General features: G+C 70.4%; 27 protein-coding genes. 16 read left to right on the top strand and 11 right to left on the bottom strand.

The window, feature by feature from the left end:
- Nucleotides 1–94: 94 nt before the first annotated feature.
- The 3 genes from GWK15_RS15670 to GWK15_RS15660 form a co-directional block, all read right to left on the bottom strand.
- Nucleotides 95–655, bottom strand: a complete 561-nt coding sequence (locus GWK15_RS15670; protein ID WP_168042293.1) for a transposase — start codon at nucleotides 653–655, stop codon at nucleotides 95–97.
- A 97-nt stretch (nucleotides 656–752) separates the two neighbouring features.
- The gene (locus GWK15_RS15665) at nucleotides 753–1,265 is read right to left on the bottom strand and encodes a hypothetical protein (protein WP_168042292.1); all 513 of its coding nucleotides are present in this window, start codon (nucleotides 1,263–1,265) and stop codon (nucleotides 753–755) included.
- 2 nt (nucleotides 1,266–1,267) lie between these two features.
- Nucleotides 1,268–2,521, bottom strand: coding sequence for an AAA family ATPase (locus tag GWK15_RS15660; protein WP_168042291.1), 1,254 nt, complete (start codon nucleotides 2,519–2,521; stop codon nucleotides 1,268–1,270).
- Nucleotides 2,522–2,774: 253 nt separating this feature from the next.
- Between GWK15_RS15660 and efp the strand changes: the two genes are divergently transcribed.
- The gene (efp, locus tag GWK15_RS15655; protein ID WP_168042290.1) at nucleotides 2,775–3,341 is read left to right on the top strand and encodes an elongation factor P; all 567 of its coding nucleotides are present in this window, start codon (nucleotides 2,775–2,777) and stop codon (nucleotides 3,339–3,341) included.
- 219 nt (nucleotides 3,342–3,560) lie between these two features.
- On the opposite strand, the gene GWK15_RS15650 is transcribed toward efp, so the two are convergent.
- The gene (locus GWK15_RS15650; protein WP_168042289.1) at nucleotides 3,561–4,013 is read right to left on the bottom strand and encodes an SgcJ/EcaC family oxidoreductase; all 453 of its coding nucleotides are present in this window, start codon (nucleotides 4,011–4,013) and stop codon (nucleotides 3,561–3,563) included.
- A 176-nt stretch (nucleotides 4,014–4,189) separates the two neighbouring features.
- Here GWK15_RS15650 and GWK15_RS15645 point away from each other — a divergent pair, with 176 nt between their 5' ends.
- The 5 genes from GWK15_RS15645 to GWK15_RS15625 all read left to right on the top strand — a co-directional run bounded on the left by GWK15_RS15645 (nucleotide 4,190) and on the right by GWK15_RS15625 (nucleotide 9,659).
- Nucleotides 4,190–5,002 carry an inositol monophosphatase family protein gene (locus GWK15_RS15645; RefSeq protein WP_245211689.1) on the top strand — a complete coding sequence of 271 codons (813 nt, stop codon included), beginning with the start codon at nucleotides 4,190–4,192 and terminating at the stop codon, nucleotides 5,000–5,002.
- Nucleotides 4,999–5,520, top strand: coding sequence for an OmpA family protein (locus tag GWK15_RS15640; protein WP_168042287.1), 522 nt, complete (start codon nucleotides 4,999–5,001; stop codon nucleotides 5,518–5,520). Before GWK15_RS15645 ends, GWK15_RS15640 begins: the two co-directional genes overlap by 4 nt.
- On the top strand, nucleotides 5,517–6,653 hold the full coding sequence (locus GWK15_RS15635) for a flagellar motor protein MotA (RefSeq protein WP_168042286.1): 1,137 nt from the start codon (nucleotides 5,517–5,519) through the stop codon (nucleotides 6,651–6,653). The genes GWK15_RS15640 and GWK15_RS15635 overlap by 4 nt, the downstream gene beginning before the upstream one ends.
- A 230-nt stretch (nucleotides 6,654–6,883) precedes the next feature.
- A complete protein-coding gene (locus tag GWK15_RS15630) occupies nucleotides 6,884–8,818 on the top strand; it encodes a peptidoglycan -binding protein (RefSeq protein ID WP_168042285.1) in 1,935 nt (644 codons plus the stop codon).
- 4 nt (nucleotides 8,819–8,822) lie between these two features.
- Nucleotides 8,823–9,659, top strand: a complete 837-nt coding sequence (locus GWK15_RS15625) for a diguanylate cyclase (RefSeq protein ID WP_168042284.1) — start codon at nucleotides 8,823–8,825, stop codon at nucleotides 9,657–9,659.
- 7 nt (nucleotides 9,660–9,666) lie between these two features.
- On the opposite strand, the gene GWK15_RS15620 is transcribed toward GWK15_RS15625, so the two are convergent.
- Nucleotides 9,667–9,999, bottom strand: a complete 333-nt coding sequence (locus GWK15_RS15620; protein ID WP_168042283.1) for a DUF1491 family protein — start codon at nucleotides 9,997–9,999, stop codon at nucleotides 9,667–9,669.
- A gap of 200 nt (nucleotides 10,000–10,199) precedes the next feature.
- On the opposite strand from GWK15_RS15620, the gene GWK15_RS15615 reads away from it, so the two are divergent.
- A complete protein-coding gene (locus GWK15_RS15615; RefSeq protein WP_168042282.1) occupies nucleotides 10,200–10,415 on the top strand; it encodes a hypothetical protein in 216 nt (71 codons plus the stop codon).
- 84 nt (nucleotides 10,416–10,499) lie between these two features.
- Nucleotides 10,500–11,369 carry an OmpA family protein gene (locus GWK15_RS15610; protein WP_168042281.1) on the top strand — a complete coding sequence of 290 codons (870 nt, stop codon included), beginning with the start codon at nucleotides 10,500–10,502 and terminating at the stop codon, nucleotides 11,367–11,369.
- 132 nt (nucleotides 11,370–11,501) lie between these two features.
- Here GWK15_RS15610 and GWK15_RS15605 read toward each other — a convergent pair whose 3' ends face one another.
- On the bottom strand, nucleotides 11,502–12,089 hold the full coding sequence (locus tag GWK15_RS15605; RefSeq protein WP_168042280.1) for a cytochrome b: 588 nt from the start codon (nucleotides 12,087–12,089) through the stop codon (nucleotides 11,502–11,504).
- Nucleotides 12,090–12,152: 63 nt separating this feature from the next.
- On the opposite strand from GWK15_RS15605, the gene GWK15_RS15600 reads away from it, so the two are divergent.
- The 3 genes from GWK15_RS15600 to GWK15_RS15590 are packed head-to-tail and all read left to right on the top strand — an operon-like array spanning nucleotide 12,153 to nucleotide 15,191.
- A complete protein-coding gene (locus tag GWK15_RS15600) occupies nucleotides 12,153–13,076 on the top strand; it encodes a hypothetical protein (RefSeq protein ID WP_168042584.1) in 924 nt (307 codons plus the stop codon).
- 48 nt (nucleotides 13,077–13,124) lie between these two features.
- Nucleotides 13,125–14,384: a tetratricopeptide repeat protein gene (locus GWK15_RS15595; protein ID WP_168042279.1), complete on the top strand. Its 1,260-nt coding sequence runs from the start codon at nucleotides 13,125–13,127 to the stop codon at nucleotides 14,382–14,384.
- A 51-nt stretch (nucleotides 14,385–14,435) separates the two neighbouring features.
- Nucleotides 14,436–15,191: a metallophosphoesterase family protein gene (locus GWK15_RS15590; protein ID WP_168042278.1), complete on the top strand. Its 756-nt coding sequence runs from the start codon at nucleotides 14,436–14,438 to the stop codon at nucleotides 15,189–15,191.
- An 84-nt stretch (nucleotides 15,192–15,275) separates the two neighbouring features.
- Here GWK15_RS15590 and GWK15_RS15585 read toward each other — a convergent pair whose 3' ends face one another.
- From GWK15_RS15585 to GWK15_RS15570, 4 genes are all read right to left on the bottom strand, one after another.
- Nucleotides 15,276–15,419 (bottom strand): hypothetical protein, encoded by a 144-nt coding sequence (locus GWK15_RS15585; protein ID WP_168042277.1) that lies wholly within the window; start codon nucleotides 15,417–15,419, stop codon nucleotides 15,276–15,278.
- Between the two features lie 62 nt (nucleotides 15,420–15,481).
- Complete coding sequence (locus GWK15_RS15580) at nucleotides 15,482–16,471, bottom strand: 2-dehydropantoate 2-reductase (protein ID WP_168042276.1); 990 nt, start codon at nucleotides 16,469–16,471, stop codon at nucleotides 15,482–15,484.
- A complete protein-coding gene (locus GWK15_RS15575; protein ID WP_168042275.1) occupies nucleotides 16,468–17,259 on the bottom strand; it encodes a creatininase family protein in 792 nt (263 codons plus the stop codon). The genes GWK15_RS15580 and GWK15_RS15575 overlap by 4 nt, the downstream gene beginning before the upstream one ends.
- A complete protein-coding gene (locus tag GWK15_RS15570) occupies nucleotides 17,256–18,431 on the bottom strand; it encodes a M20 metallopeptidase family protein (RefSeq protein WP_168042274.1) in 1,176 nt (391 codons plus the stop codon). The genes GWK15_RS15575 and GWK15_RS15570 overlap by 4 nt, the downstream gene beginning before the upstream one ends.
- A gap of 125 nt (nucleotides 18,432–18,556) precedes the next feature.
- Here GWK15_RS15570 and GWK15_RS15565 point away from each other — a divergent pair, with 125 nt between their 5' ends.
- From GWK15_RS15565 to GWK15_RS15555, 3 genes are read left to right on the top strand one after another with little or no spacing between them, the layout of a single operon-like run.
- Nucleotides 18,557–19,534 carry a Bug family tripartite tricarboxylate transporter substrate binding protein gene (locus GWK15_RS15565; RefSeq protein WP_168042273.1) on the top strand — a complete coding sequence of 326 codons (978 nt, stop codon included), beginning with the start codon at nucleotides 18,557–18,559 and terminating at the stop codon, nucleotides 19,532–19,534.
- A gap of 43 nt (nucleotides 19,535–19,577) precedes the next feature.
- Nucleotides 19,578–20,174, top strand: a complete 597-nt coding sequence (locus GWK15_RS15560; RefSeq protein ID WP_168042272.1) for a tripartite tricarboxylate transporter TctB family protein — start codon at nucleotides 19,578–19,580, stop codon at nucleotides 20,172–20,174.
- A gap of 19 nt (nucleotides 20,175–20,193) precedes the next feature.
- Nucleotides 20,194–21,699, top strand: a complete 1,506-nt coding sequence (locus tag GWK15_RS15555) for a tripartite tricarboxylate transporter permease (protein ID WP_168042271.1) — start codon at nucleotides 20,194–20,196, stop codon at nucleotides 21,697–21,699.
- 372 nt (nucleotides 21,700–22,071) lie between these two features.
- Here GWK15_RS15555 and GWK15_RS15550 read toward each other — a convergent pair whose 3' ends face one another.
- The gene (locus GWK15_RS15550; protein WP_245211707.1) at nucleotides 22,072–22,494 is read right to left on the bottom strand and encodes a PaaI family thioesterase; all 423 of its coding nucleotides are present in this window, start codon (nucleotides 22,492–22,494) and stop codon (nucleotides 22,072–22,074) included.
- Nucleotides 22,495–22,652: 158 nt separating this feature from the next.
- Here GWK15_RS15550 and GWK15_RS15545 point away from each other — a divergent pair, with 158 nt between their 5' ends.
- Both GWK15_RS15545 and GWK15_RS15540 read left to right on the top strand, forming a co-directional pair.
- Entirely contained in the window at nucleotides 22,653–24,056 is a 1,404-nt protein-coding gene (locus tag GWK15_RS15545; protein WP_272870052.1) for a mannose-1-phosphate guanylyltransferase/mannose-6-phosphate isomerase, read from the top strand.
- Between the two features lie 440 nt (nucleotides 24,057–24,496).
- Nucleotides 24,497–25,285, top strand: a complete 789-nt coding sequence (locus tag GWK15_RS15540; RefSeq protein ID WP_168042268.1) for a hypothetical protein — start codon at nucleotides 24,497–24,499, stop codon at nucleotides 25,283–25,285.
- Nucleotides 25,286–25,366 lie beyond the last annotated feature (81 nt).

Raw genomic sequence — 25,366 nt, 5'->3', positions numbered from 1 at the left:
TGCGCGCGTCAGACCCGGGGGCGCCGCCCCCGGACCCCCGCCGAGGGCCGAAAGGCCCTCGGAACCCGGTTTTCCGCCCTTGGTCCATGGGGGCCTATCTGAGGCGCCAGCGGCGGCGGTTGCCGCCGGCGAGGCGCATCATCTTCGCCAGCGCCGCGAAGGTGCCGACGACCTGGGCCCAGGGGTTTTCGAAGGCCCGGCGGACCAGAGCCTGGGCGGTTTCGGACAAATTCGGGTCCGGCAGGTAGCGCGGGGCCGCCGGCAAGGCCGGGCGCAGGCCGAGGCGCTTCGCGAGCAACAGGCTGCCGAGGCCGACGAGGCGCGAAACCCGCCGCCAGGCGCGGCAGATGCGCCAGGCGAGGCGGTTCCATAGGCGGTCCTTCCTACGGTCCCGGTTGGCGACGAGGGTGAGGAGGAGGTCCATGTGGCCGGTCGCCGCCCAGCGGCGGAGCTGGCGGTGGGCGGTGTCGGCGCGGCCGTATTCGGCGGGCAGGTCCTTCCAGGGGCCGGAGGAACAGGCGACCCAGAAGATGGCGTTCAGCGTGCGGCGCCGGTCGGCGGGCGGGCGGCCGCGGGTGTGGTCGGGGCTGGGGAGGTGGCGGGAGAGGAGGGCGAATTCGGCGTCGGTGAGGGGGTGGAAGGGGTGGGGGTGCATTCATGCAGCTTATAAGAAATTTTTCCTAGAATCAACCTTGGCGTGAGATGTCGATATTGAACTAACGATCCCCACGAATTCGCCTAATCAAGCGCTTTTAGAATTGCCTTCGGCGCGGAACCAACATTGGAGTCTTCGGCTCATAAGCCTTTAAACCAGCGTCTCCTGTCAATATCTCAACCTCATACCCAGCCTTGGAATACCAATTTGCGACATGGTTAATTGTCACATCTCCAATCGTTCGTCGTTGAACGGCCTGATTTGGCCAATCGTTAGCTAAATTATTCAATTTTTCAGATGACCAAAGATCTAGTTGCTCCGTAAAAGCTGCCCACGGCGTTTCCGCATTGGCAGATAACCTTAAATAATTTGCAAATTCCTGAGCCAAGTTGAATCTATCCCCTGAACACTGAGCAATGTGATTTCCTGTCTCAATGATGGTAGCGACAGGAAGGACTAGTGTAGATCTTTTTTTTACCTCTGAATCTATAACTTTCTTTACACGCTCGAAATCCCATTGAAATTCTCCAGATCCCGCCGTTTCTTTTCCGGGGATCCTCAGCCAGCAACAAAGAATAGATGTGTCTATAACAATAATTCTTCTTTTCATTTTTAGTTCGCCGCTTCAGATTTCAAAGAATTTTCAATTAATCCTTGACTAGTCAATCTTCCAACAGGACCTAGTGCAAGGAGTTTCGGTAACACCTTTATGTCTTCCAGAAGTGTAAACATACTTGCGCCAGTCTTCGGATTACGGTGGGCGACAGTTATAAAGGGCACCATCTCTGTGCCCATAGCGTCCAGTAGAGCTGGGTTGTGTGTGGTTACGACTACGTCAACTTTTCGTTTTGATCCAACTTCCCTGAGCATCTTCAAAAGAAGATGAGATCTTGACGGATGCAAGCCATTATCCACCTCTTCGATAATCAAGAGACTACCAGGAGGGCGTGTTTGTAGGGCTGTTAGGATTGCAAGAAAACGCAAGGTTCCATCGGACATACCTCGCGCATCGACAATAGGGATGCCCTCCTTTTCCCCCCACTGCTCTTCGCAGTACAACATGGCATCCGTCGCGAATTTCCCAACCGTCTCGGCATAAACTCGCCTAATATCTTTCTCAGGCAATTGCCTCACATATTCGGTGAGCACTGCCTCAATCTGCACTCGGGCGGACTCAGGGAGTGCCGCAATCACCCCTGCAATATTTCCCGCATCGGGATCAAGTCGATCCGAAAGGCGCGCAAACCCCCTCATATGAGAAGGAATCGGATCTAAAATAAAAATATTTCTCAGGGCATTTATTACCTGATCCACACCCTCCTGAATTTCAACTCGTGATTTTTGACCAACTAACTGAAAAAGAATTGAATTAGAGCGACTTAATTGCCTAGGAGTTCCTCTCTTTTCGTTGTATAATCTTGCAACAATAGTCGGGGAACCCTCGGAAACTTGATCCGTCCAAAATAAACGAATTCGTCCAGACTCCATTTTTTTACGACCAATTCTGTATTTTATCCTCTCAAGACGCTCCGAAATTAACTCACATCTATTTTGTTTAGCAGAGCATTCGATTGTGTAAGAATACTCAATTGATTCATCAACAATAACACTCAGTCCAATGCTAAAAATTTCTCCCGGCTTCTGAGCCGCCCACTCTACGCCGCCGCGAAGTGGCGGAATAATCCCATCTCCTTGAAGAGCTGACGTGAGCATTAATCCATTTGATATTCGCGTCAAAAACGAAATAGCGTCGAGCGCGTTCGATTTTCCGCTAGAATTTGTCCCAATTATGATGGTTAACGGATCTATATTGAGTTCCGATTTCTCAAAACTCTTCCATTTCTCGAATATGAACTTCGTTATCATCTAACTATCCCTCAAGAACGCGGCCAGATCTCCAGCGCAACCCCATCATTTTCTCTACTGGCAACCTAGTAATCTGATCGTCCAATGGAGATGCGCTTGCTTCACAAACACACATACACACATGCGAATGGTCACAACGTTCCGAGCGGTTGCGCCCTATCCGCTACATGACTAAAGGGCTCGGCTCATCGGACCTCCAGAAGCGGAGGTTCCACCCGTCCGCTCAACCTCGCCGTACCAAGGTCACCTCCCCATGGCAAAGATGCAAGCCAACCAGATGCGTGCCGGCATGGTCATCGAGTTCGAAGGGGCTCGCTACACCATCCTCAAGCAGAACATCATGATCCCGGGGAAGGGCGCGGCGGTCATCCAGGTGGAGATGCGCAACGTCAAGACCGGCGCCAAGAAGGACCAGCGCTGGCGGACGGCCGACACGGTCGAGCGCCTGACCACCGAGGACAAGGAGTTCACCTACTCCTACACCGACGGCACCAACCTGGTGCTGATGGACCCGGAAAGCTTCGAGCAGACCATGGTCCCGCAGGACATCCTCGGCGACCGCCTGCCCTTCCTGCAGGAGAACATGACGGTCAACGTCAAGCTCATCGAGGGCGAGCCCGTCTCGATGGACCTGCCCGAGACCATCGTGCTCGAGGTGGTCGAGGCCGATCCGGTCGTGAAGGGCCAGACCGCCTCTTCCTCCTACAAGCCGGCCGTCATGTCGAACGGCGTGAAGGTCATGGTGCCCCCCTTCATCACGGCGGGCGAGAAGATCGTCGTGAAGACCACCGACGGGACGTATTACGAACGCGCGAAGTGAGACTTCGCGCGTTCTGGGTGCCTCAGACGCCGGCGCGCGCGTCCGCGCGCTTGGCTTGCGCGCCGTGGACTGCCGCGCCAGGGGCGACTGACGGTCTGGGCGCGGTCGCGCCTTGCGCTCCCGGCCCGAGGCATCGCCTCGGGCCGTTTTCGTTCGGGGTGCCGCGGGTCCGGGGGCACGCATACCCCCGGCGGGGGTCCAGGGGGCTGGCCCCCTGGCCTATCGTGCCGCGGGCAGTCGCGACGAATGGTGGTCCGCGATCCGCCACAGCCCGTCCGCTCCGCGCACGAAGGTCATGCTGAACCGCGACGGATCCGAGGATGCCGACCCGTCCGCCATCCGCCGGTGGAAGGTGTAGACGCCCGAGGCCACGGCGACGCCTGGCGCGATCTCCCGCAGGGAGTAGTCGCCGAGGGTGACGGTGTTGGACGCGACGCCTGGCCTGGTGCGGCCGAAATACTCGGCGATGGCGGCGGTCCCGATGGTGCGTTCGCGGCTGACGCTGCCCCACAGGGTCGCGTCGGGCGTGTACATCGGCGCGGCGGGCGGGCCCTGGTTGGTGCCGTAGGCCTCGGCCCAGGCGGCGGGGACGGCGGCGGCTTCGGTCGGCGGGCCGGCGGCGAGCGCCGGGGCGGCGAGGAGCGCGAGGAGGGGGAGGAGGGCGCGGACCATCGTTTTCTCCCTGGTGGCGCGGCGAGGGTATCGGCGTCGGCCGGTGGTGCATGTGCGAAATCGCACGCGGGTGGGGGCTGGCCCCCCGTCGCCGCCTCCGCTAACCCTCCATCCGCTCTTTCCCCCGCAAGGTTCGTCTGATCATGCCGCCCGTCTCGTCGCGTCTTTCGCCTGCCATGCAGGTCGTCACCTCCGCCGTGCGCAAGGCGGGCCGCCGGCTGCTGCGCGACTTCGGGGAGGTCGAGCAGCTCCAGGTCTCGGTGAAGGGCCCGTCGGACTTCGTGTCCACCGCCGACCTGCGCGCCGAGCAGACGCTGAAGGAGGAGCTGTCCAAGGCGCGCCCCGCCTTCGGCTTCCTGATGGAGGAATCCGGGGCGAGCGGGAACGAATCCTGGGAATGGCGCTGGGTGGTCGATCCGCTGGACGGCACCACGAACTTCCTGCACGGCATTCCGCATTGGGCGATCTCGGTCGGCATCGAGAAGCGCATCGACGCCGAGAAGACCGAGATCATGGCGGGCGTGATCTACAACCCCGCCTCGGACGAGCTGTTCTGGGCCGAGAAGGGCGTGGGCGCCTTTCTCAACGACCGGCGCCTGCGCGTGTCGGGGCGGAAGGAGATGAAGGAAGCCGTTTTCGCCACGGGCATTCCCTTCGCCGGCGTGCCGCGCAAGGCGGAATTCAGCGCCATCCTGCACAGGATCATGCCGCAGGTGGCGGGCGTGCGGCGGTTCGGGGCGGCGGCACTCGACCTCGCCTGGGTGGCGGCGGGCCGCTACGACGGGTTCTGGGAACTGGGCCTCAAGAAGTGGGACGTCGCGGCGGGGCTGCTGATGGTGAAGGAGGCCGGCGGCTTCTGGACCGACCCCGAGGGCGGCGATGCGTATGAGACCGGCAATGTCGTCGCCGGCAACCCGGCCCTGCAGCCGAAGCTGCGGGAGGTGGTGGCCGAGGGCATGGCGGCCGTGAAGGCGCGCCCGGCGGGATGAGGCGGCGGGCGGTCCTCGCGGGGGTTTTCGCGGCCGGGGTGGCGCGCGCGCAGGATGCGCCGTCCGATTTGCCGCCCGAGCCCCCGCCCGCCCCGCCCGCCCCGCCGCGCCTGGCGCCCGAGGGCGCGCCGGCCCCGGCGATGCCGACCCCGGGCGATCCGCTGCCGCCCGGGATGGCGATGCTGCCGACGGGGGGCGTGCGAATCGCCCTCGAGTCGGCGGTGCTGGATCCCGCGCAGGCGCGGGCTCTCGAAATCTTGGGGCGCGGGCTGGCGGCGCTGCCGGCGGGGCGCATCACGGTGGAGGCGCAGGTCTCGGGGCCGGCCAATGACGTGTCGGTGGCGCGGCGGGCCTCGCTTGCGCGGGCGCAGGCGGTGAAGGCGGCGCTGGTCGCGGGCGGGCTGCCGGCGACGCGGATCGACCTGCGGCCGCTGGGGCGGCTCGGTGCGGGCGCGGACCGGGTGGACGTGCTGCCCCCTGGCGTGGCAAGCCCCAATGCGGAGGCGCGGGGGCGATGACGCAACCCAAGGTCTATCTGTGGCGGATGCTGGGCTTCCTCGGCGCCGTGGCGGTCGTGGCCGCCGCGCTGTCGGGGGAACTGGGCCACGCCTTCGCGGCCAACCCAGTGCTGAACGGCGTGATCGTCGCGGTGCTGCTGTTCGGCATCCTGTGGAACCTGCGCCAGGTGCTCTCCCTGCGGCATGAGGTCGCGTGGATCGAGGGCTTCCGGTCGGTGCGCGGCACGGGCGAGGAACCGGTGACGCCGCGGCTGCTGGCTCCCATGGCCTCGATGCTCGCGGCGCGGCGGGCGGAGCGGGTGTCGCTGTCGGCGATCGCGCTGCGCTCGGTGATGGACGGGATCCTGTCGCGGCTGGACGAAAGCCGCGAACTGTCCCGCTACATGACGGGGCTGCTGATCTTCCTCGGCCTGCTCGGCACCTTCTGGGGCCTGTTGCTGACGATCGGGTCGGTCGCGGACGTGATCGGCAACATGTCGGTCGGATCGGGCGACCTGAACCAGCTGTTCAACCAGTTGAAGACCGGCCTCGCCCGGCCGCTCGAGGGCATGGGGACGGCGTTCTCGAGCTCGATGCTCGGCCTCGCCGGCGCGCTGGTGCTGGGGTTCATGGACCTCACCGCGGGGCAGGCGCAGAACCGCTTCACCAATGAGCTTGAGGAATGGCTCGCGGGGCTGACGCGGCTGTCGTCCTCCGGCGTGCAGGACGCGGACGGGAACGTGCCGGCCTATGTCTCCGCGCTGCTCGAGCAGACCGCGGAGAACATGGAACGCCTGCAGGCGATCCTCGCGCGCGGGGAGGACGGGCGGGCCGAGACCTCCCGCGCCCTGGTGACGCTGACCGAGCGCCTCACCGTGCTGACCGAGCAGATGCGCGCCAACAACCGGCTGATGCTGCGCGTCGCGGAAGGGCAGGCGAACCTAGGACCCGCGCTGGCCCGCATCGCCGAAGGCGAGGCCATCGGCGGCATGGACGAGGAAACCCGCGGGCACATCCGCAACCTCGACATCCACATCGCACGCCTGTCCGAGGACATCGCCCAGGGACGCGCCCAGGCGACCAACGAACTGCGCAACGAGATCAAGGTGCTGACCCGGACGATCGCCGCGATCGCCGAGGAGCAGGCACGGTGAGGGTTGCGGACGCGGGAGGGCGCTGCCCTCCCGCACCCACCCGCCAGAGGCCGAAAGGCCTCTGGACACCAGCACATTGGCCGGATGGGAGGAGGGGCGCAGGCTGCGCGCCGAGCCCGGCGGCCGTTCGGGGCCCCTCCTCCCATCCGGCCAAGTGTCGGGTTCCGAGGGCCTTTCGGCCCTCGGCGGGGGGTCCAGGGGGGCGGCGCCCCCCTGTCCGCGCCTGACCCATGGCTGGCTCCTCCAACCGACGGCGTGGCCAGGGTGGGCTTGATGCGTGGCCAGGCTATGTGGATGCGCTGTCCACGCTGCTCATGGTCATCATCTTCGTGCTGCTGGTCTTCGTGCTCGCGCAGGGATTCCTGTCGGTCGCGCTGGGGTCGCGCGACCGGGCGCTGGACCGGCTGAACCGGCAGGTCGCGGAGCTGGCGGAACTGCTCTCGCTGGAACGCGGCCAGGCCGAGGAACTGCGCAGCAACCTCGCGCGCGCGACGCAGGAACTGGCGTCGGCGGCATCGGTGCGCGATGCGGCGCTGCGTTCGCTGGGCGAGGTGCGCACCGAGCGCGACCGGCTGACGGCGGAACGCGACGCGGCGCGCGGTGAGCGCGAGCAGCTGGCCGCGCGGCTGGCGGATCTGGGGCTGACGGGGCGCGGCACGGCGGAACGCGTCGCGACGCTGGAACGCCAGCTGGGCGAGGCGCTGGCGCGCGCGGAGAGCGTCGGCGCCGACGCGGCGCGCACGGCGCGCGACCTGACGGAGACGCGGCGTGGCCTTGCCGAGGCCGAGCAGCGGCGCAGCGCGCTGGAGCGCCAGGCGGCGACGACGGCGGCGCAGTTGACCGCGGCGCGGCAGGAACTCGACCGGCTGCGGGCGGAGGCGATCGCGCTCGACCAGCAGGTGCGCGTCGACCGCGCGACGATCGAGGCGCGGTTGTCCGACCTCGCGCGCATGACGCGGGAAGTGCAGGCGCTGACGGCGCTGCGCGACGAGCTGGAACGCCAGGCACAGGCCGCGATGGCACGCGCAGAGACCGAGGAGCGCGGCCGCCGCGCGGCCGAGCAGTCCTCGGCCCAGGCATCGGCCGCCATGGCGGAACTGGAACGGCAGCGCGCGGCGCTCGCGGCGGCGGAACAGGCGGCGCTGGCGCGCCTTGCCGGCGCGGAGCAGGCACGCCAGTCGGCCGAGGCCGAGGCCGCCGAGGCGACCCGCCAGCGTGCCGCCAACGAGGCCGCGGCGCGCGCCGCCGAGGGCCGCGCGGCCGAGGCCGATCGCGCGCGGCAGGTGGCCGAGGGCGTCGCGGCGCGGATGCAGAACGAGACGGCGGAAGCGTCCCGCCGGCGGGTGGAGGCCGAGGGGCAGCTCGCCGCCGCGCTGGCCCGCGCCGGGCAGTCGGATTCCGCCGCCCAGGCGGCGCAGCGCCAGGCGACGGGCGCCGAGCGCGCCGCGCAGGACGCCGCCCGCCGCGCCGGCTTCGCGGAGGAAGCGCGGCGGCTCGCGGAAGCGCAGGCGGCCGAGCAGGTGCGGCTCGCCGAGAGCGCGCGGGCCGAGGTCGCGCTGCTGACGCGCCAGATCGAGGGGCTGCGGCGCGAGATCTCGCGCCTTGCCGCGGCACTCGACGCCGCCGAGGGCGAGACGCGGGCGCGCGACACGCAGATCGCGCAGCTCGGCGCTCGGCTGAACGCGGCGCTGGCGGCGCGCGTCGAGGAACTGCAGCGCTACCGCTCGGACTTCTTCGGCCGCCTGCGCCAGGTGCTGGGCGAGCGGCCCGAGGTCCGCATCGTCGGCGACCGCTTCGTCTTCCAGGGCGAGGTGCTCTTCGCCCCGGCCTCGGCCGAGCTGAGCGAGGCGGGACGGCAGCAGGTGCGCGACCTCGCGCGCGTGCTGCTCGAGGTGACGCCGCAGATCCCCTCTGAACTCGCCTGGGTGGTGCGCGTCGACGGCCATGCCGATCGTTCGCCGATCCGTTCGGCGCGCTATGCGAGCAACTGGGAACTCGCCGCGGCGCGCGCCATCGCGGTCGCGCAGCTGCTGATCGCCGAGGGGCTGCCCGCCAACCGCGTCGCAGCGACGTCCTTCGGCGACACGCAGCCGCTCGACACGGGCGACGGCCCGGCCGCCCTCGCACGGAACCGGCGCATCGAGCTGCGCCTGACGGACCGCTGAGCGGGTGCTGCTCGCGGAGGACATCTTCCTCGTCGCGCGGCTGCTGATCGCGGTGCTGTGCGTCTTCGCGCTGGTCGCGGCGGTCCGGCGCTGGGGCTCGGCCTCCGCGGGACTGCCGCAGCACCGGCCGCTGCTGATGATGCTGATCGTCGTGCTGGTCATCGGCATCGGCCTGGTGATCTACGACGGCTGGGACAATGCCGTGTCGCGGCGCGAGCAGCCGCTGCTGCTCGGCTCCTGGCTGTGGCTGTCCTTCGACGCCGCGGTGCCGCTGCTGGCGATCCTCTCGCTGCGGGCGCTGCAGGAACGCGACGAGGCGATGCGCCGCCTGGCCGAGGCCGCGGTGACCGACCCGCTGACTGGCCTTGCGAACCGTCGCGGCTTCCGCGAGGCGGCGCTGCGCGCGCTGGAGGAATGCCGGCGGCGCGACCGGCCCGCGGCGGTGCTGATGTTCGACATCGACCGCTTCAAGTCGGTGAACGACGGCCATGGCCATGCGGCGGGCGACGCGGTGCTGCAGGGCATGGGCGCGGCGCTGCACCGCGCGGTGCGCGCGAGCGACCTCGTCGGGCGGCTGGGCGGGGAGGAATTCGTCGTGCTGTGCCCCGACCTCGACCCCGCCGGCGCGGCGCGGGTGGCCGAGCGGGTGCGCGAGACGCTGCGCGCCGAGGTGCCGCATCCGGCGGGCGGCGAGGCGGTGATCACGGCTTCGGTGGGCGTGGCGCGAGTGCGCGCCGGCATCCTTGCGACGGCGCTGGAGGCGGCGATCGACGCCGCCGACCGCGCGCTCTACGCCGCCAAGGAAGGCGGGCGCGACCGGGTCGCGCTGGCCGCCGACTGACGGCGGGTCAAATCAGCCGCGCCTCGAAGGGCGGCATCAGGTCGGGGGCCTCGAACTCCACCACCCAGAGATCGGGATCGCGCTTCACCTGGCGGTCGACATAGGCGGTCGCGACCTCCTCCTCGACCGCCGCGGGGCCGGTGCCGCGCAGCCAGGCCGGGCGGCCCTCCGCATCGCGCGCCTGGGACAGCACCACCACCCCGTCCCGTCCCCGCAGCACGGCGAGAATGCCGCCGGAATCGGGGTCCCCCTTGCGCAGCACGGCCGCCGGGCGTCCCGCCATGTCCGACAGCCGGATCGCCATCGAGACCCAGATCCCCGCCTTGACCTTCGCGTCCATCGGTTTGCCTCAGGCGCCGGCGGCGGCGGGCGGGGTGGGCGCGGTCGCGCTTCGCGCTCCCGGCCCGCGGCCGTGGCCTCGGGCCGCAGGGGGTTTCGGTCGTTTCGGTTCGGTCGGTGCCATGCGGTGAAACTCGCATGGCGGGGGCCTTGCCGGAAGGCGCGCGGCGGGCCATTCACGCGGCGCGGCGGAGGATCCCCATGAGCGATCGCAAGATGACGGACGCGCAGCGCGCCTATGAGGCGAAGCGCGCGGCCAAGGCAGGCATGAGCCTCGACAAGTGGCTCGTCGAGAAGGAAAAGCGCGCCCAGGCCGAGGCGAAGGAAGCCGCGGCCGCCGCCGCGCAGCCCGCCGCCGCCCCGAAGAAGCCGGGCTTCTTCGGCCGCCTGCTGGAAAAGGCGCAGAAGCCGCTCTGATGCCGCGCGCACGAAGGTCCTGCCTTCGTGCGCCCGCCGGTCGGATCTTCGTGCCCCGGGCGTGGCCGGTGTAGCCTCGCGCGCATGAGGGGCGGGACCGCGGCGCTGATGGGCGTGCTGGCGCTGGCCATCTGGCCAGGGCGCGTGCCCGCCTATGTGCCCGAGAATGCCGTGATGCTGTTCGCGCCGGGCTCGGCCGAGATCAGCCAGGCCGCGCGGGACGCGCTGCTCGCCTTCCTGCGCCCGCCGCGTCCGGCGCCGTTCCGCGGCCAGTGCATCGTGGCGCATGCGGATCGCGGCCCCGGCGCCGCCGCCCTGGCCCGCGCGCGGGCCGACGCCGTCGCCGCGATGATGGCGCGCCAGGGCGTGAACCGCGCCGACATCGCGATCGAGGCGCGCGGCGATGCCAGCCCCGCCAGGCTCGCCCCGCCCGGCACGGCCGAACCGATGAACGACCGCGTCGAGCTGTCCCCCTGCCCCGGACCGCGCCTGGCGGGCGTCGCGGCAGCGCAGGCGATGGTCCTCGATGCCGCGATCGTGCCGCCGCATGTCGCGGCGATGGCGTCGCTGATCGCCCGCGCGCTGGGCTGCGTGGCGCCGGAGGTGCCGCGGGACGCCCTCGCCTTGCCCGCCTTCGACTGCCCGCCGGAGGTGCCGCCGCAGGCCGTCCCGGCCGTGACGGTGGGGCGGATGGAGGGATCGCGGCGGATCGCGGTCACGCTGGAATGGCCGGCGGGGTTCGGCGCCGCACCGGACCGGGCGCGGGCGGCGGCCGGGGCGGTGCTGGACCATTTCGGGTTCGCGCCGGGCCCGGCGCTGGCGGCGCTCGGCGGCGGGGCCGCGGCGGGCTCGCGGCTGGATATCCCCGGGCGCGGGCTACGGGCGGAGGTCGCGGCCGGGCCGGGCGCGCTGCGCCGGCTTCGGATCGTGCCGACCGAGGCCGAGGGGCCGTAGCGGCGCGGCGCTCGCCACGGGCAAGGCGCGTTCGGCCGCGCAGGAACACACGACCGACCCGTCCGTGAGAAGGTTCGGCTGCGTCGGCTCCCCGCAATGGGGGCATTCGACCAGATCGCGCGACGGCGCCATTCAGAGCATCCGCATCAGCGTGCCATCCTTGCGGATGGCGTGGTGGAAGATCGCCCCGCCGATATGGGCCGCGAGCAGCAGCGCGAAGAGGTAGCCGCCGATCGTGTGCAGCAGGGACAGCGTCTGGGCGAGGCCTTCCGACGTCTCCATGAACTTCGGCAGGTCGATCAGGCGCAGATAGGCGGTCTGGCCCTGCAGCGGGAATCCCCAGGCATTGGTGGCGAGGAAGCCGAGCAGCGGCTGGATGATGAGCAGCGCATAGAGCCCGTGATGGACCGCCGTCGCCGCCACGCGCATCAACCCCGGCAGTTCGGGCGGGTGCGGCGGCGCCGGATGCGTCGCCTTCCACAGGATGCGCGCCACCGCGGCGAACAGCACCGTCAGCCCTGCGCTTTCATGGATGGCGTAGAAGCCCATCTTGTAGGCCCCGTCCGCCTCGCCTGTGATGAACTTGATGACGAAGCCCGAGGGCAGCGCGATGGCGATCAGCCCGACCGTGATCCAGTGGAACCATTTCGCGACGGTGCCGTACTGCCCGTCGGGGTGGGCGGCGTCCTGGCCGGGAAGCCGGGCGGTGCTCGCATCCATGCTGTTGCTCCATCGGATCGAGGCGACAGCGTATCGCATGGCCGGGGCCACTGGCACGTGCGGATGATCGCAGCCCATGCCGATTGGAGCACCGATCCGCGCAAGCGATGGATCAGCATCGCGCGACGCGGGCCGGATGGCTGGCGCGCGGAGGCGCCGGTGCCGGTCGGCGATCCGTCCGCAATGGTCGCGGCGCTGCTCGCCGAGGGCGCGCCGGTGGCGCTGGGGCTCGACCTGCCGCTCGGCGTGCCGCGGGGCTTCGCGGCGGGGCGCGCGGAGCCCGGCTTCGTCGACTTCCTGCGCGGGCTGGCGGGGCGGCCGGGCTTCTTCGCCGTGGCGCCGACGCTGACCGAGGTCAGCCGCGAGCGGCCCTTCTATCCCGCGCGAGGGGTGAAAGGGATGACGCGGGCGGCGCATGCGCAGGCGCTGGGCCTGGGGGATGCGGGCGGCCTGTCGCGCTGGTGCGACCGCGCCACGGCCGAGCGCCCGGCCGGCGCGCCGGTGTTCTGGACGCTGGGTGCCAACCAGTCCGGCAAGGCGGCGATCGCGGCCTGGCGGGACTGGCTGGCGCCGGGGCTGGCGGCCGGCGCGCCCTATGCGCTCTGGCCCTTCGCGGGCGGGCTGCACGGGCTGCTCGCGCCGGGCCGCGCCGTGCTGGCCGAGGTCTATCCGGCCGAGGCGCTGCGCCATTGCGGGATCGTGCTAGGCGGGTCGAAGCGGGTGCGGGCCGACCGCGCGGCGGCGGCCGAGGCGGTGTTCGCCGCGATGGCGGCGCGGCGCGTCGTGCCCGCCACGGCATTGCACGACGCGGTGCGCGAGGGCTTCGGGGCGGATGCGGCGGGCGAGGATCGCTTCGATTCGGTCATCGGCCTGCTCGGCCTCATCGGCGTGCTGGACGGGCTGCGCCCCGATTTCGTGCCGGAAGATGCGGCGATCCGCGCCTGGGAAGGCTGGGTGCTCGGCCAGACCGCGCTGCCGCGTGCGTAACGCCTCCGCGCGCGGCGGCGAATGAGGGTGCAGCAGAAGGAGCACCCCATGCGCCATGACCCTCGCGGCCTCGCCATCACCACCGACAGCGCGGAGGCCGCGCGCGAGCTCGACGCCGCGGTCATGGCGCTGCTCGGCCAGAAGGCGGAGGCGGGGACGCGCCTCGCCGCGGCGCTGGCGGCCGATCCGGGCCTGGTCGCGGGGCATGCCATTGCGGGCTTCGCGCAGATGATGGCGGCGCGGCAACCGCTCGCCGACCAGGCGCGGCTCGGCCTCGCCCGCGCGCGGGATGCGCTGGTCGCGCGCGGCGGCACGCCGCGGGAACGCGCGCTGGTGCAGTCGCTCGCCGCCTGGGCCGAGGGCGGCGACATGGAGCGCGCCGCCGCGGGGCTCGAGGCGATCGTGCAGGAGGACCCGCACGACGTGCTCGCCCTGCGCCTGTCGCATGGGATCCGCTTCATGCTGGGCGATGCGCCGGCCATGCGCCACGCGATCGAGGCCGCGCTGCCGCGCTGGGACGCCGCCATGCCCGGCTACGCGCACCTGCTCGGCTGCCATGCCTTCGCGCTGGAAGAGACCGGCGAGGCCGCGCGCGCCGAGGCGGTCGGCCGACGCGCGGTCGCCATGGTGCCGGACGATCTCTGGGGCGCGCATGCGGTGGCGCACGCGATCGGCGCGCAGGGGCGGATGCGCGAAGGCATCGCCTGGCTGCGCTGGCTCGAACCGCATCTCGCCGGCGGCAGCAACTTCGTCCGCCACGTCCATTGGCACCGCGCGCTGTTCCACCTGGCACTCGGGCAGACCGAGGAGGCGCTGGCGCTGCATGACGGCCGCGTCTGGGCCGAGGCGAGCGAGGATGTGCGCGACCTCATGAACGCGGCCTCGCTGCTCTGGCGGCTCGAGGCGGCGGGTGTGGCGGTCGGCGCGCGGCGGTGGGAGGAACTCGCCGCAATCGTCGAGCCGCGCATCGGCGAGCACGCCTGGGTCTTCGCCGACCTGCACTACGTGCTGTGCCTCGCCGCCGCCGGGCGGCGGGAGGCGTTGGGACGGATGCTGGCCTCGATCTCGGCGCGCGCGGGCGGGGAGGCCGACAGCCAGGCGCGCGTGCATGCGGCGGTCGGACTGCTGGCCGCGCGCGGCGTCGCGGCCGCGGCCGCGGGCGATCCGGCCGAGGGCGCGCTACGGCTCGACGCCGCCATGCCGCGCCTGCACGAGACCGGCGGCAGCCACGCGCAGCGGGCGCTGTTCCTTGCGATGCGCGACCATGCCGCGGAGGCGGCCCGCGACATCCGTCGCCGGCAGGGGTGACGCGACGGCGCGGATGCGCGATGACTTCCGCCGGAACGGGGGAAATCGCGCATGCGCATCGCGGTCATCACGGACATCCACGGCAATGCGGTCGCGCTCGAGACGGCGCTCGCCGACATCGCGACGCGCGGCGCGGATGCCACGATCTGCCTGGGCGACATCGCCTCGGGCGCCGGCTGGCCGGCCGAGACGGTCGAACGCCTGCAGGCCGCCGGCATCCCCTGCATCCGCGGCAATCACGACCGCTGGATCAGCGAGCACGACCCCGCGAAGATGGGGATGCAGGACCGTATCGCCTATGAAGGCCTTACAGCGTCCCAGCGTGACTGGTTGATGGAACTGCCCGCGACGCTGGAACCGGCGCCGGGCGTGCTCGCGGTGCACGGCACGCCGTCATCGGACGTGCAGAACCTGATCGAGGAAGTCGTCGCCGAACGCCTGCGTCCCGCACCCATGGCGGTGCTGCGCGAGCGGCTCGGCGAGCAGGGCATGGCCGCGCGCGTCGTGCTGTGCGGGCACAGCCACCGCACCGGCATGGTGCAGGTGCCGGGCGGGCCGCTGGTGGTGAACCCGGGCAGCCTCGGTCTGCCGGGCTTCCGCATCTCGCGCGAACCGGCGCACCGGCAGGAGGCCGGGACGCCGCACGCGCGCTACGCCATGCTCGACGTGGCGGGGGCGGAACCGGCGGTGGAGATGATCGCCATCGCCTATGACTGGGACCGCGCGGCGCGGCGGGCGGAGGAGCACGGGGCCGGCGCGGCCTGGCCGCATGTCATCCGGACGGGGTTGCTGCCCGAGAGCGCGTGACGTTGGAGGGGCGCTTGCCCCTCCAAACCTCCCCGCCAGGGGGCTGCGGCCCCTGGACCGCGGGAACCTGGCGCCGGGGCGGCGTCAGTGGCGCTCGATGCTCACGCCGCCGCGGCCGACCGAGATCTCGACGCCGTCGCGGTGGCTGTCCTGATAGACCCACACGCCCGCGCCGATCAGGCCGGCGAGCATGAGCCCGACGAGGAAGTACATCGCGTTGGAGTTCATCACAGCCATCCTTCCGTGCTGACAGGGTCCTGCCCCGTCAACGCGGAAAGTGGGCGAGGGTTTCACGCGGGCGGCGTGTAGAGCCCCGCCGCCGTTGCCGCCTGTGTCGACAGCCGCGCGCAGAGCTCGAAGGTCGGCATCGGCACGCCCTTCTCCCGCGCCATGGCGAGCGGCACGGTGAACAGCGCGTCGATCTCCATCGCACGGCCGAGTTCCAGGTCCTGCAGGATGGACGGCTTGTGCGCGATCATCCCGGACCGCCGGATGCGCGCCTCGGACGAGGTCTGCAGATCGTGGCCATAGGCGAGCGCGAGCGCCCCGCCCTCGTCCGAGATGCGCACGCCGGCGGCGAACAGCACCGGGTCGGCAAAGGTCGTCATCATGTCCTGCCGCGACAGGATGCAGAGCGGCCCGCTGGTGAGGTTGCCCATCAGCTTGCCCCAGATGCGGTGCCGGATGTCGGCGACCACCGGCGCCGGCATGCCGCCCGCGTCGATCGGTGCGGCGATCCCGCGCGCGCGGTCGCTCAGCGACCCGTCGGGTTCACCGAGGAAGAGGCGGATGTCGGCATGCTCGGACTTCACCACGCCGGGCTCGATGACCGCGCTCGCGGAATAGACGACGCCGCCGAGCGTGCGGGCGATGCCGATATTCGCCTCGATCTCCCCACCCGGGTCGAGCAGCGGCAGGCGCCGCCCGTCCATCTCCCCGCCATGGCGCAGGAAATACCACCAGGGGATACCGTTGGTGACGAAGGCGACCGGCGTGTCGGGACCGAGCAGCGGCGCGATGGCGCGCGCGACGGACGGCAGCGCCGGCACCTTCGTCGTGACGATCACCGCATCGACCGGCCCGATCGCCGCGGGGTCGGCTTCCGCGCGGACGCGGACATTGTGCTCGCCGTCATGGGCGATGAGCGTGATGCCCTTCTCCCGCACAGCCGCGAGGTGCGGGCCGCGCGCGACGATCGAGACATCCGCCCCGCCAAGGGCAGCGCGCGTGGCGAGGTGGCTGCCGATCGCCCCGGCGCCGAAGACGCAGATGCGGGTCACGGCGCGTTGTCCCGAAGCTGCTGGCACATCGCGGCGCCGGCCGCGATCAGGCGTTCGGCGATCGCGCCGCCGTGCGCGGCGTTGGCGCTTCGCGGATCCGGCGCGGCGACGCCGCCGGGCGCGACTTCCTCGACCCACATCGGCACGGCGAAGTCGACGCCATGGGCGCGGATGGCGCCGAAGCCCGTCGGCGGCAGGCCGAGATAGGGGCCGGTCGCCTGCTTCTCCCGCGCCGCATCGGGCCGACAGAGATCGGGGCGCAGATACATCGTCACCGAGGCGACGGGGTCGCCGCCATGGCCAAAGGCGGCCTGGCTGCCGCCGAGCTCGGCATGCAGCTTCCCGGCCTCCCGCCACAGGTGAAGCGCCGGGATGATGACGCCGTGGCGGTGGCGCATGGCGCGCGCGGCGGCCTCGGCCGGGGCGATGGTGCCGGCATGGCCGTTCACGATCATGATCCGCCGCGTGCCGATGCGGATGAACGCCTCGGCCATTTCCTCGATCACCGCGGTCAGCGTCGGGACGCTGAGCGTGATGCCGCCGGCGACACCGGCGAAGAAGTCCTCCCCGCCGAAGGGGATCGCGGGCGCGACCAGCGCATCGGCGCCGAGGCCGAGCGCCGATTGCGCGATGCGCGCGGCGATCTCCTCGGCGACCAGGTAGTCGCCCATCGGCAGGGCGGGGCCGTGCGTCTCGAGGCTGCCCATGGGCAGCAGCGCGACGGCGCCGGCGGCGAGGCGGTCCGCGACCTCGGGCGCCGTCAGCTCGGCGATGCGCGTGCGGGTCACGACAGGATGTCCAGCGCCGCGCGCGAGAGTGCCTGCACGCCGAGGCCGATGGTCTTCTCGTCCGGCTGGTAGAAGGCATTGTGGAGGCGGTCCGCCCGACCCGGCGCGCCGGAGCCTATGCGCAGCTGGAAGGACGGCGCGAGGGCGGCGAATTCCGCGAAATCCTCCGAGCCCATCGACGGCTCGCCTTCCTCGACCGCCACGCCCATCTGGCGCGCCACCGCGGCGATGACCGGGTCGAGCACGCGGTCGTCGTTGACCAGGGGCGGCACCTTGCGGACGTAGGTCATGTCGCAGGTCACGCGCATCATCTGCTGCAGGCCTTCGGCCAGGCGGCGCAGCGCGGCCTCGGCGGTATCGCGTGCATCGGCATGGAGCGTGCGGACGGTGCCCTTCAGGTGCACCCGCTCGGGGATGATGTTGTAGGTCGTCCCGCCCTGGAACATGCCCACGGTGACGACGGCCGGATGCAGCGGCTTGATCTCGCGGCTGACGACGGTCTGCGCCTGGGCGACGAAATGCGCCGCGGCGACGATCGGGTCGACCGCGTCGTCGGGATGCGCGGCATGGCCCGACTTGCCGCGCACGATCAGGTCGAAGCGGTCCGAGGCCGCGAGGCAGGGCCCGCGCACATAGCCGAAGGTGCCGACCGGCATGTCGGGGTGGTTGTGGAAGCCGATCGCGATGTCGACGCCCTCGGCCGCGCCGTCGGCGATCATTGCCGCGGCACCTTCGAGCACTTCCTCGGCCGGCTGGAACACCAGGCGCACCGTGCCCGCGATCTGCGGCGCGAGGTCCTTCAGCACGGCGGCGACGCCGAGCAGCGTGGTGGTGTGGATGTCGTGCCCGCAGGCGTGCATCTGGCCATCGACGGTCGAGGCGAAGGCAATGCCTGTCTCTTCATGGATCGGCAGCGCGTCCATGTCGGCGCGGATCGCGAGCGTCGGGCCGGGACGGCCGCCCTTGATCTCCCCGACCACGCCGGTGCGGCCGATGCCGGTGCGGTGCGGGATCCCCAGGCGCGCGAGCTCGGCGGCGACGATGCCCGCGGTGCGTGTCTCCTGGAAGGCGAGCTCCGGCACGCTGTGGATGTCGCGGCGCATCGCGATCAGGCGTGGCTCGGCGGCCACGGTGGCGTCGCGAATGGCGCGCTGGGGATCGTTGGCGATCATGGGCGGGGGTCCTGCGGTGCGAAGATTACCTGGGAGCATAGGTTCACGAGGCACTTAGGCAAGGCGGACGCTTGTCTGCGCCGGAGGTGCATGCCATAGGGCGAACCGGGAAGAGGGGAGGCGGAATGTCCTGGGCGCTGCGCCGGCGGATCGTGCTGGCCGGAACAATACCTGCATTGCTGACGGCACGCGCCGCGACGGCCCAGGCCTGGCCTGCGCAGCCGATCCGCCTTGTCGTGCCATTCGCGCCCGGCGGAACGACGGACCTCGTCGCCCGGCTGGTGGCGGCGGGGCTGCAGGAACGCCTGGGTGTTTCCGTCATCGTCGAGAACCGCGCCGGCGCCGGCGCGACGGTGGGCAGCGAGATCGTCGCGCGCTCCGCCCCCGACGGCTACACGCTGGTGATGTCGAACATCGCGAGCCACGGGATCAGCCCTTCGGTCTATCGCGGGCGGGTGCGCTACGACGCCGTCACCGACTTCAGCCACATCGCCCTTGTCATCACCAACCCGACCGTCTGGGTGGCCAATCCGCGCGCGGGGATCCGCACGCTGCAGGATGCCGCCGCGCGCGCGAAGAGCCCCTCCGGCCTCGATGTCGCGACCTCGGGTGCCGGGTCCTCGAACCACCTGATGGTGGTGCGGATGGGCCAGCTGATCGGCAAGGAGCTGAACCACATCCCCTTCCGCGGCGCGGGACCCGCCATGCAGGCGGTGATCGCGGGCCAGGTGCCGATGATGTCGGACAGCCTGCCATCCGCCGCATCGCACATCCGGCAGGGGTCGGTGATCGCGGTGGCCATGGCCTCGGCCCAGCGGCACCCGGCCTTTCCGGACGTGCCGACCTTCCGCGAGCAGGGCTTCGACCTCGCGAGCGATTCCTGGTTCGGGCTCTCGGCCCCCGCCGGCACGCCGGCGCCGATCGTCGAGCGCATCCACCGGGAGACCATGGCCTTCCTGGCCATGCCCGAGACGCGGGCGCGATTCTCGGAACTCGGCGGAACGCCGGGCGACCTGACGCCCGAAGGTTACGCAGATTTCGTAAGACGGGAGGTGGCCGCCTGGGCGCCTCTGGTGCAGGCTTCCGGCGCGACGCCGGACTGACGGCTCTTTTTTCGACAACTTCATCGTGGGTGGACCAACGGGGATGAAGATCAACACGAAGGACCTGCTTTCCGCAGCGATCCTGATCAGCCTGGCCCTCATCGGGCTGTGGCTCAACATGGACCACACCATGGGCACCGCGCGCCGCATGGGGCCGGGCTACATGCCCTGGCTGTCCTTCATGCTGCAGCTGATCCTGGGCTGCATCGTGCTCGGCTTCTCGCTGTTCAGCGGGCCTGACCCGCTGGAGAAGTGGACCTCCCAGGAGGTCGCCTTCCTCATCGCGGGCGGTGTCGTCGGCATGGCCGCAGGCATCGGTGCGGCGCACATGCCGGGGTGGTTCTCCTCGGGCTGGAACCCGCTCGGCATCGGCATGTTCGTCGGCTGCATGGTCCCCAGCATCGTGAAGTCCTGGCGCCCGCTCTTCCTGATCAGCGCCGCCTTCGCGCTGTTCGGCCTGATGCTCGAGCCGGTCGGCCTGATGGCCGCGATCGCCGCTTCGGTCGCCCTGTCGGCGCTGGCGGACGAGACGCACAAGCCGCTCGGGGTGCTCGGGCTCGTCGTGTTCCTCTGCGTGCTGTGCTGGGCCGTGTTCATCTACGAGCTCGACATCCGCGTGCCGGTCTGGCCGCAGTTCTGAGACCGGGGGGAAACGCTCAATGGATCTCGTCGCAAATCTCGCGCACGGCTTCGGCGTCGCGCTCACGCTCAACAACCTGCTGTTCTGCCTGATCGGCTGCCTCATCGGCACGGCGATCGGCGTGCTCCCCGGCATCGGCCCGGTGGCGACCATCTCCCTGCTGCTGCCGATCACCTTCGGCCAGCCGGCGACCACCGCCATCATCATGCTCGCCGGCATCTACTACGGCGCGCAGTACGGCGGTTCGACCACGGCCATCCTGCTGAACCTGCCAGGTGAGGTCAGTTCGGTCGTAACCACGCTCGAGGGCTACAAGATGGCCCGGCGCGGGCGCGCTGGCGCGGCGCTCACCATCGCCGCGCTCGGCTCGTTCTTCGCCGGCACCTTCTCGACCATCCTCGTCGCCGCCTCGGGCCCGCTGCTGACGCAGGTCGCGCTGTCATTCGGCCCGGCCGACTACTTCTCGCTGATGCTGCTCGGCCTCGTCATCTCCGCCGTGCTCGCCCAGGGCTCGGTGGTGAAGTCGATCGGCATGGTGGTGTTCGGCGTCTCGCTCGGCATGGTCGGCACGGACGTGCAGACCGGCCAGCAGCGCTTCACCTTCGGCATCCCGGAACTGTCGGACGGCGTCGGCTTCGTCTCGATCGCGATGGGCATGTTCGGCATCGCCGAGATCATCCTGAACCTCGAGCGGCCGGAATCGCGTTCGGTCATGTCGGGCAAGGTCGGCAGCCTGATGATGACGCGCGACGAGGTGCGGCGCTCGATCCCGTCGGTGCTGCGCGGCACCGCGCTCGGCTCGATCCTCGGCATCCTGCCGGGCGGCGGCGCGGCGCTGGCCTCCTTCGGGTCCTACATGATGGAGCGCAAGCTCTCGAAGTACCGCCACGAGTTCGGGTCGGGCGCGATCGAGGGCGTGGCGGGTCCGGAATCGGCCAACAACGCCGCGTCCCAGACCTCCTTCATCCCGCTGCTGACGCTCGGCATCCCGGCCAACGCCGTCATGGCGCTGATGGTCGGCGCGCTGATCATCCAGGGCATCCAGCCGGGGCCCCGCATGGTGGAAGCCCAGCCGGACCTGTTCTGGGGCCTGATCGCGTCGATGTGGGTCGGCAACCTGATGCTGCTGGTCATCAACCTGCCGCTGGTCGGCATGTGGGTGAAGCTGCTCGCGGTGCCCTACCGCCACATGTACCCCTCGATCATGATCTTCTGCGCGATCGGCGTGTACTCGCTGCAGAACAACGTGTTCGACGTGTACCAGACGGTGTTCTTCGGCATCTTCGGCTACCTCTGCTCGAAGCTGCGGCTCGAGGGCGCGCCGATGCTGATCGGCTTCGTGCTCGGCCCGATGATGGAGGAGCACCTGCGCCGCGCCATGCTGCTGTCGCGCGGCGACGTGATGGTGTTCATCGAGCGGCCGATCAGCGCGACCATGCTGGCGATCGCCGCCGTGGCGCTGGGCGCGATGCTGCTGCCCAACCTCCGCAAGGGCAAGGACGCGGCGCTGGCGGAAGGCGGGTGAGGTTGGTCTGACCAGACCTGCTGGTCGGGTGATTGGGAGGCGGGTTCCGGGAGGGACCCGCCTTCCGTTTTTTTTGGGGTGCCTCAGACGCCGGCGCCGGCATCCGCCGGCTTGGCTTGCGCGCCATGCACGGTCGCGTTGGCGGCCGCTGGCGGTCTGGGCGCGGTCGCGCTTCGCGCTCCCGGCCCGAGGCCGGGCCTCGGGCCGCGCTTGTTTGGTGCCTCAGACGCCGGCGCCGGCATGCGCGCCATGCACTGGTGCGCTGGGGGCGGCGGGCGGGACGGTCGCGCTTCGCGCTCCGGACCCGAGGCTTAGCCTCGGGCCGCGCGTCGCCGTTGCCTCAGGGGGTGGGCGGCTGTGGGGGCCGCTCGGTCAGCCCTTCGGACGCGGCAGGCTGAACACGCCGCTCGCGCGCAGCACGGGCACGCCATCGGCCTCGAAGCGGCCCTCGACGAACATCAGGCGGGACGTCCGGCGCAGCAGCGACGGGCGGCATTCCAGCCAGGCGCCGAGCGGCGCCGGTGCGAGGTAGTCCGTCACCAGGCTGACCGTGACGAAATGCCCGGGCGTGCCGCCCTGCTCCCCGCCGCCGATGCCCAGCACGATGTCGGCGAAGGTCGCAAGCATCCCGCCATGCGCCACCGCCTGGTTGTTGCAGTGCCGGCGCTCCAGCCGGATGCCGAAGACGGACCCGCCCTCCGCCGGCCGCAGCCAGATCGGGCCGATCGGTTCCAGGAACGGGCCGCCGGCCCGGCGCGCGACGAACCCCTCGGGGATACCGAGCCCCGTTTCCATATCCGCCACGCGCACACGCCTCCGGTCAAATCCTCGCAGGACGATCCTACAGGGGGACCAAACTTGTGCCGAGATGCCTTCCCTTCGCCCTCATTGCATCGCATAGGACAGGCCGTTCCCGAACCGACCGCCGGACGGCCATGACAGCGCAAGACACCATGATCCTCCCCGTGATCCTTTCGGGCGGCACCGGCACCCGCCTCTGGCCGCTGTCGCGCGAGGGCTATCCGAAGCAGTTCTGGCCGCTCGCCTCCGACCGCCCGATGCTGGCCGAGACCGCCGCCCGCGCCGAAGGCCCCGGCTTCCTGCCCCCCATGGCGGTCTGCAACGAGGCGCACCGCTTCCTCGTCGCCGAGCAGCTGCGCGGCCGCAACGCGCGCATCGTCCTCGAACCCGCCGGGCGCAACAGCGCCCCCGCCATCGCCGCGGCCGCGCTGCTCGCCGAGGAAGCCGGCCCCGGCACGGTCATGTGGATCATGGCGGCCGATTCCGCGATCGGCGACGTCCCGGCCCTGCACGCGGCCCTCGCCGCCGCGGCCGCCGGCGCGCGCGCCGGGCGCATCGTGACCTTCGGCATGAAGCCCACCGCGCCCGAGACCGGCTACGGCTACATCGAGGCCGGCGCCGAGCTGCCCGGCCTGCCCGGCGTGCGCGACATCGCCCGTTTCGTCGAGAAGCCCGACGCCGCCCGTGCCGCCGAATTCGTCGCCGATGGCAGGCACCTGTGGAATTCGGGGATGTTCGTCGCGACCGCCTCGGTGCTGCTCGCCGAGCTTGAGCGCCATGAGCCGGAGCTGCTCGCCGCCGTGCGGGCCGCGGTCGAGGGCGCGAAGCGCGACATGGATTTCGTGCGCCTCGCCCCCGAGGCCTTCCTTGCCGCGCCCTCGATCAGCATCGACTACGCGGTGATGGAGCGGACCAAGCACGCCGCCGTGGTGCCCGCCGCGATCGGCTGGTCGGACATCGGGTCCTGGGCCGCGCTGTGGGACATCAGCGCGAAGGATGCCGCCGGCAATGCGGCGACGGGCCCGGTCGAGATCCTCGACAGCCGCAACTGCTACGTCCGCAGCGAGGGCATCCTGACCGGCGTGGTCGGCCTCGAGAACGCGGTCGTTGTCGTCACCGACGACGCGGTGCTCGCGATGCATCGCGACCGCGCGCAGGACGTGAAGAAGCTGGTGGACCAGCTCAAGGCCAAGGGCATCCCGCAGGCCACGGAACATCGCCGCGCCTATCGCCCCTGGGGCCACTACGAGGGCGTGGTGCGCGGCGAGCGCTTCCAGGTGAAGCGCATCCAGGTGCGCCCGGGTGCGAAGCTGTCCCTGCAGAAGCACTTCCACCGCGCCGAGCACTGGGTCGTCGTCTCGGGCACCGCCATCGTCCGCCGCGACGACGAGGAGATCCTGCTGCGCGAGAACGAGAGCGTGTATCTCCCGCTCGGCTGCGTGCACCGCATGGAGAACCCGGGGATGATCCCGCTGGTGCTGATCGAGGTGCAGTCCGGCTCCTACCTCGGCGAGGACGACATCGTGCGGTTCGAGGATACCTACGGCCGCGCGTAGTCTTTTTGCCTTAGGCGCCGGCGCGCGCATTCGCGCGCTTGGCTTGCGCGCCGTGCACGGGACCACCGGGCGCTGCGATCGGCCTGGGCGCGGTCGCGCTTTGCGCTCCCGGCCCGATGCCGAGCCTCGGGCCGCATTGTTGTATGCCTCAGGCGCCGGCGCGCGCGTCCGCGCGCTTCGCTTCCGCGCCTTGCACTGGACCACCCGGCGCTGCGGTCGGTCGGGGCGCGGTCGCGCTTTGCGCTCCCGGCCCGAGGCCTTGCCTCGGGCCGCTTTATCTTGGGGCTTGGCGCGACTTCCTCGGGACGGCCGGGCGGGACCGGTTGCGCGTTGCACCTGGCTTCGATGCCATCGCATTGGCTTGGTTTTTCTGGCCGGGCGAATTCGCTTGAAGTCCCGCGACGCGCCGACCGAACCTCCGCCGACGCGTGGAGGTGGCCATGTCCGACAAGGGTTCGGGGGGCAACATCCCCCGGTATGACCGCGACTTCCTGCTCAGCCCTGCGAAGCGCAACCAGGTCATCGAGCTCTGGGAGGTCGAGAAGTTCGGCCGCGATTCCTTCAGCGACCCGGATGCCGTCGCGCTCTACGGCATGCGTCCGGCGGACTGGTACGCGAAGGGTGTGCGCATCCTCGCGCGCACGGCGCTCGAGGCGGTGCGCGATCCGCTCGGCGACCTGATCGGCGGCGCCGTCGCGCGCGTCGCGGCCGGCGCCCCGCAGGGCAGCGCCTTCGGCGTCGTCGACTGCTTCGCGGGATCCTGCAACGGCCTCTATTCCATCCTGCGGCACCTGCCCGGCGCCGAGGGGATCGGCTTCGAGGTCGAGCCCGCGATCTTCGAGATGAGCACGCGCAACATCGCCTCGCTCGGCGCGCCGATCCACCTCGCCCATGGGGACTTCCGAACGCTGCTCGGCACGCATCGCGTCCCGGCCGGCCGGCGCGTCGTCGCCTTCCACGCCCCACCTTGGGGCGACGCGCTGAGCCGCGAGGCGGGCCTCGACCTCGGCCGCACCAAGCCGCCGATCGCCGAGATCGTCGCGGCCTTCGAGGCGGTCTACGGCTCCCGGCCGATCCTGCATGTCGTCGAGGTGCACGAACGCCTGGTGCCGGGCCCGCTTGCCGCCCTGCGCGCCGGCTTCGACTGGTCCGACCTGCAGGTCTTCGACATGGCGGGGCCGACGGGCCGCCACGGCGTGCTGCTCGGGACCCGGCGCTGGGGTGGATGACGCGCCTTGATGCGGCGCAAGGCGGCGGCGCAGAATCCGCGGAATATGGCGGGCGAAGCACAACCGCCAGGAAAGGCCGGC

This window comes from Neoroseomonas oryzicola, assembly GCF_012163135.1.
GTDB lineage: Bacteria > Pseudomonadota > Alphaproteobacteria > Acetobacterales > Acetobacteraceae > Neoroseomonas > Neoroseomonas oryzicola.
This window is presented reverse-complemented; position numbering and strand designations above follow the sequence as displayed.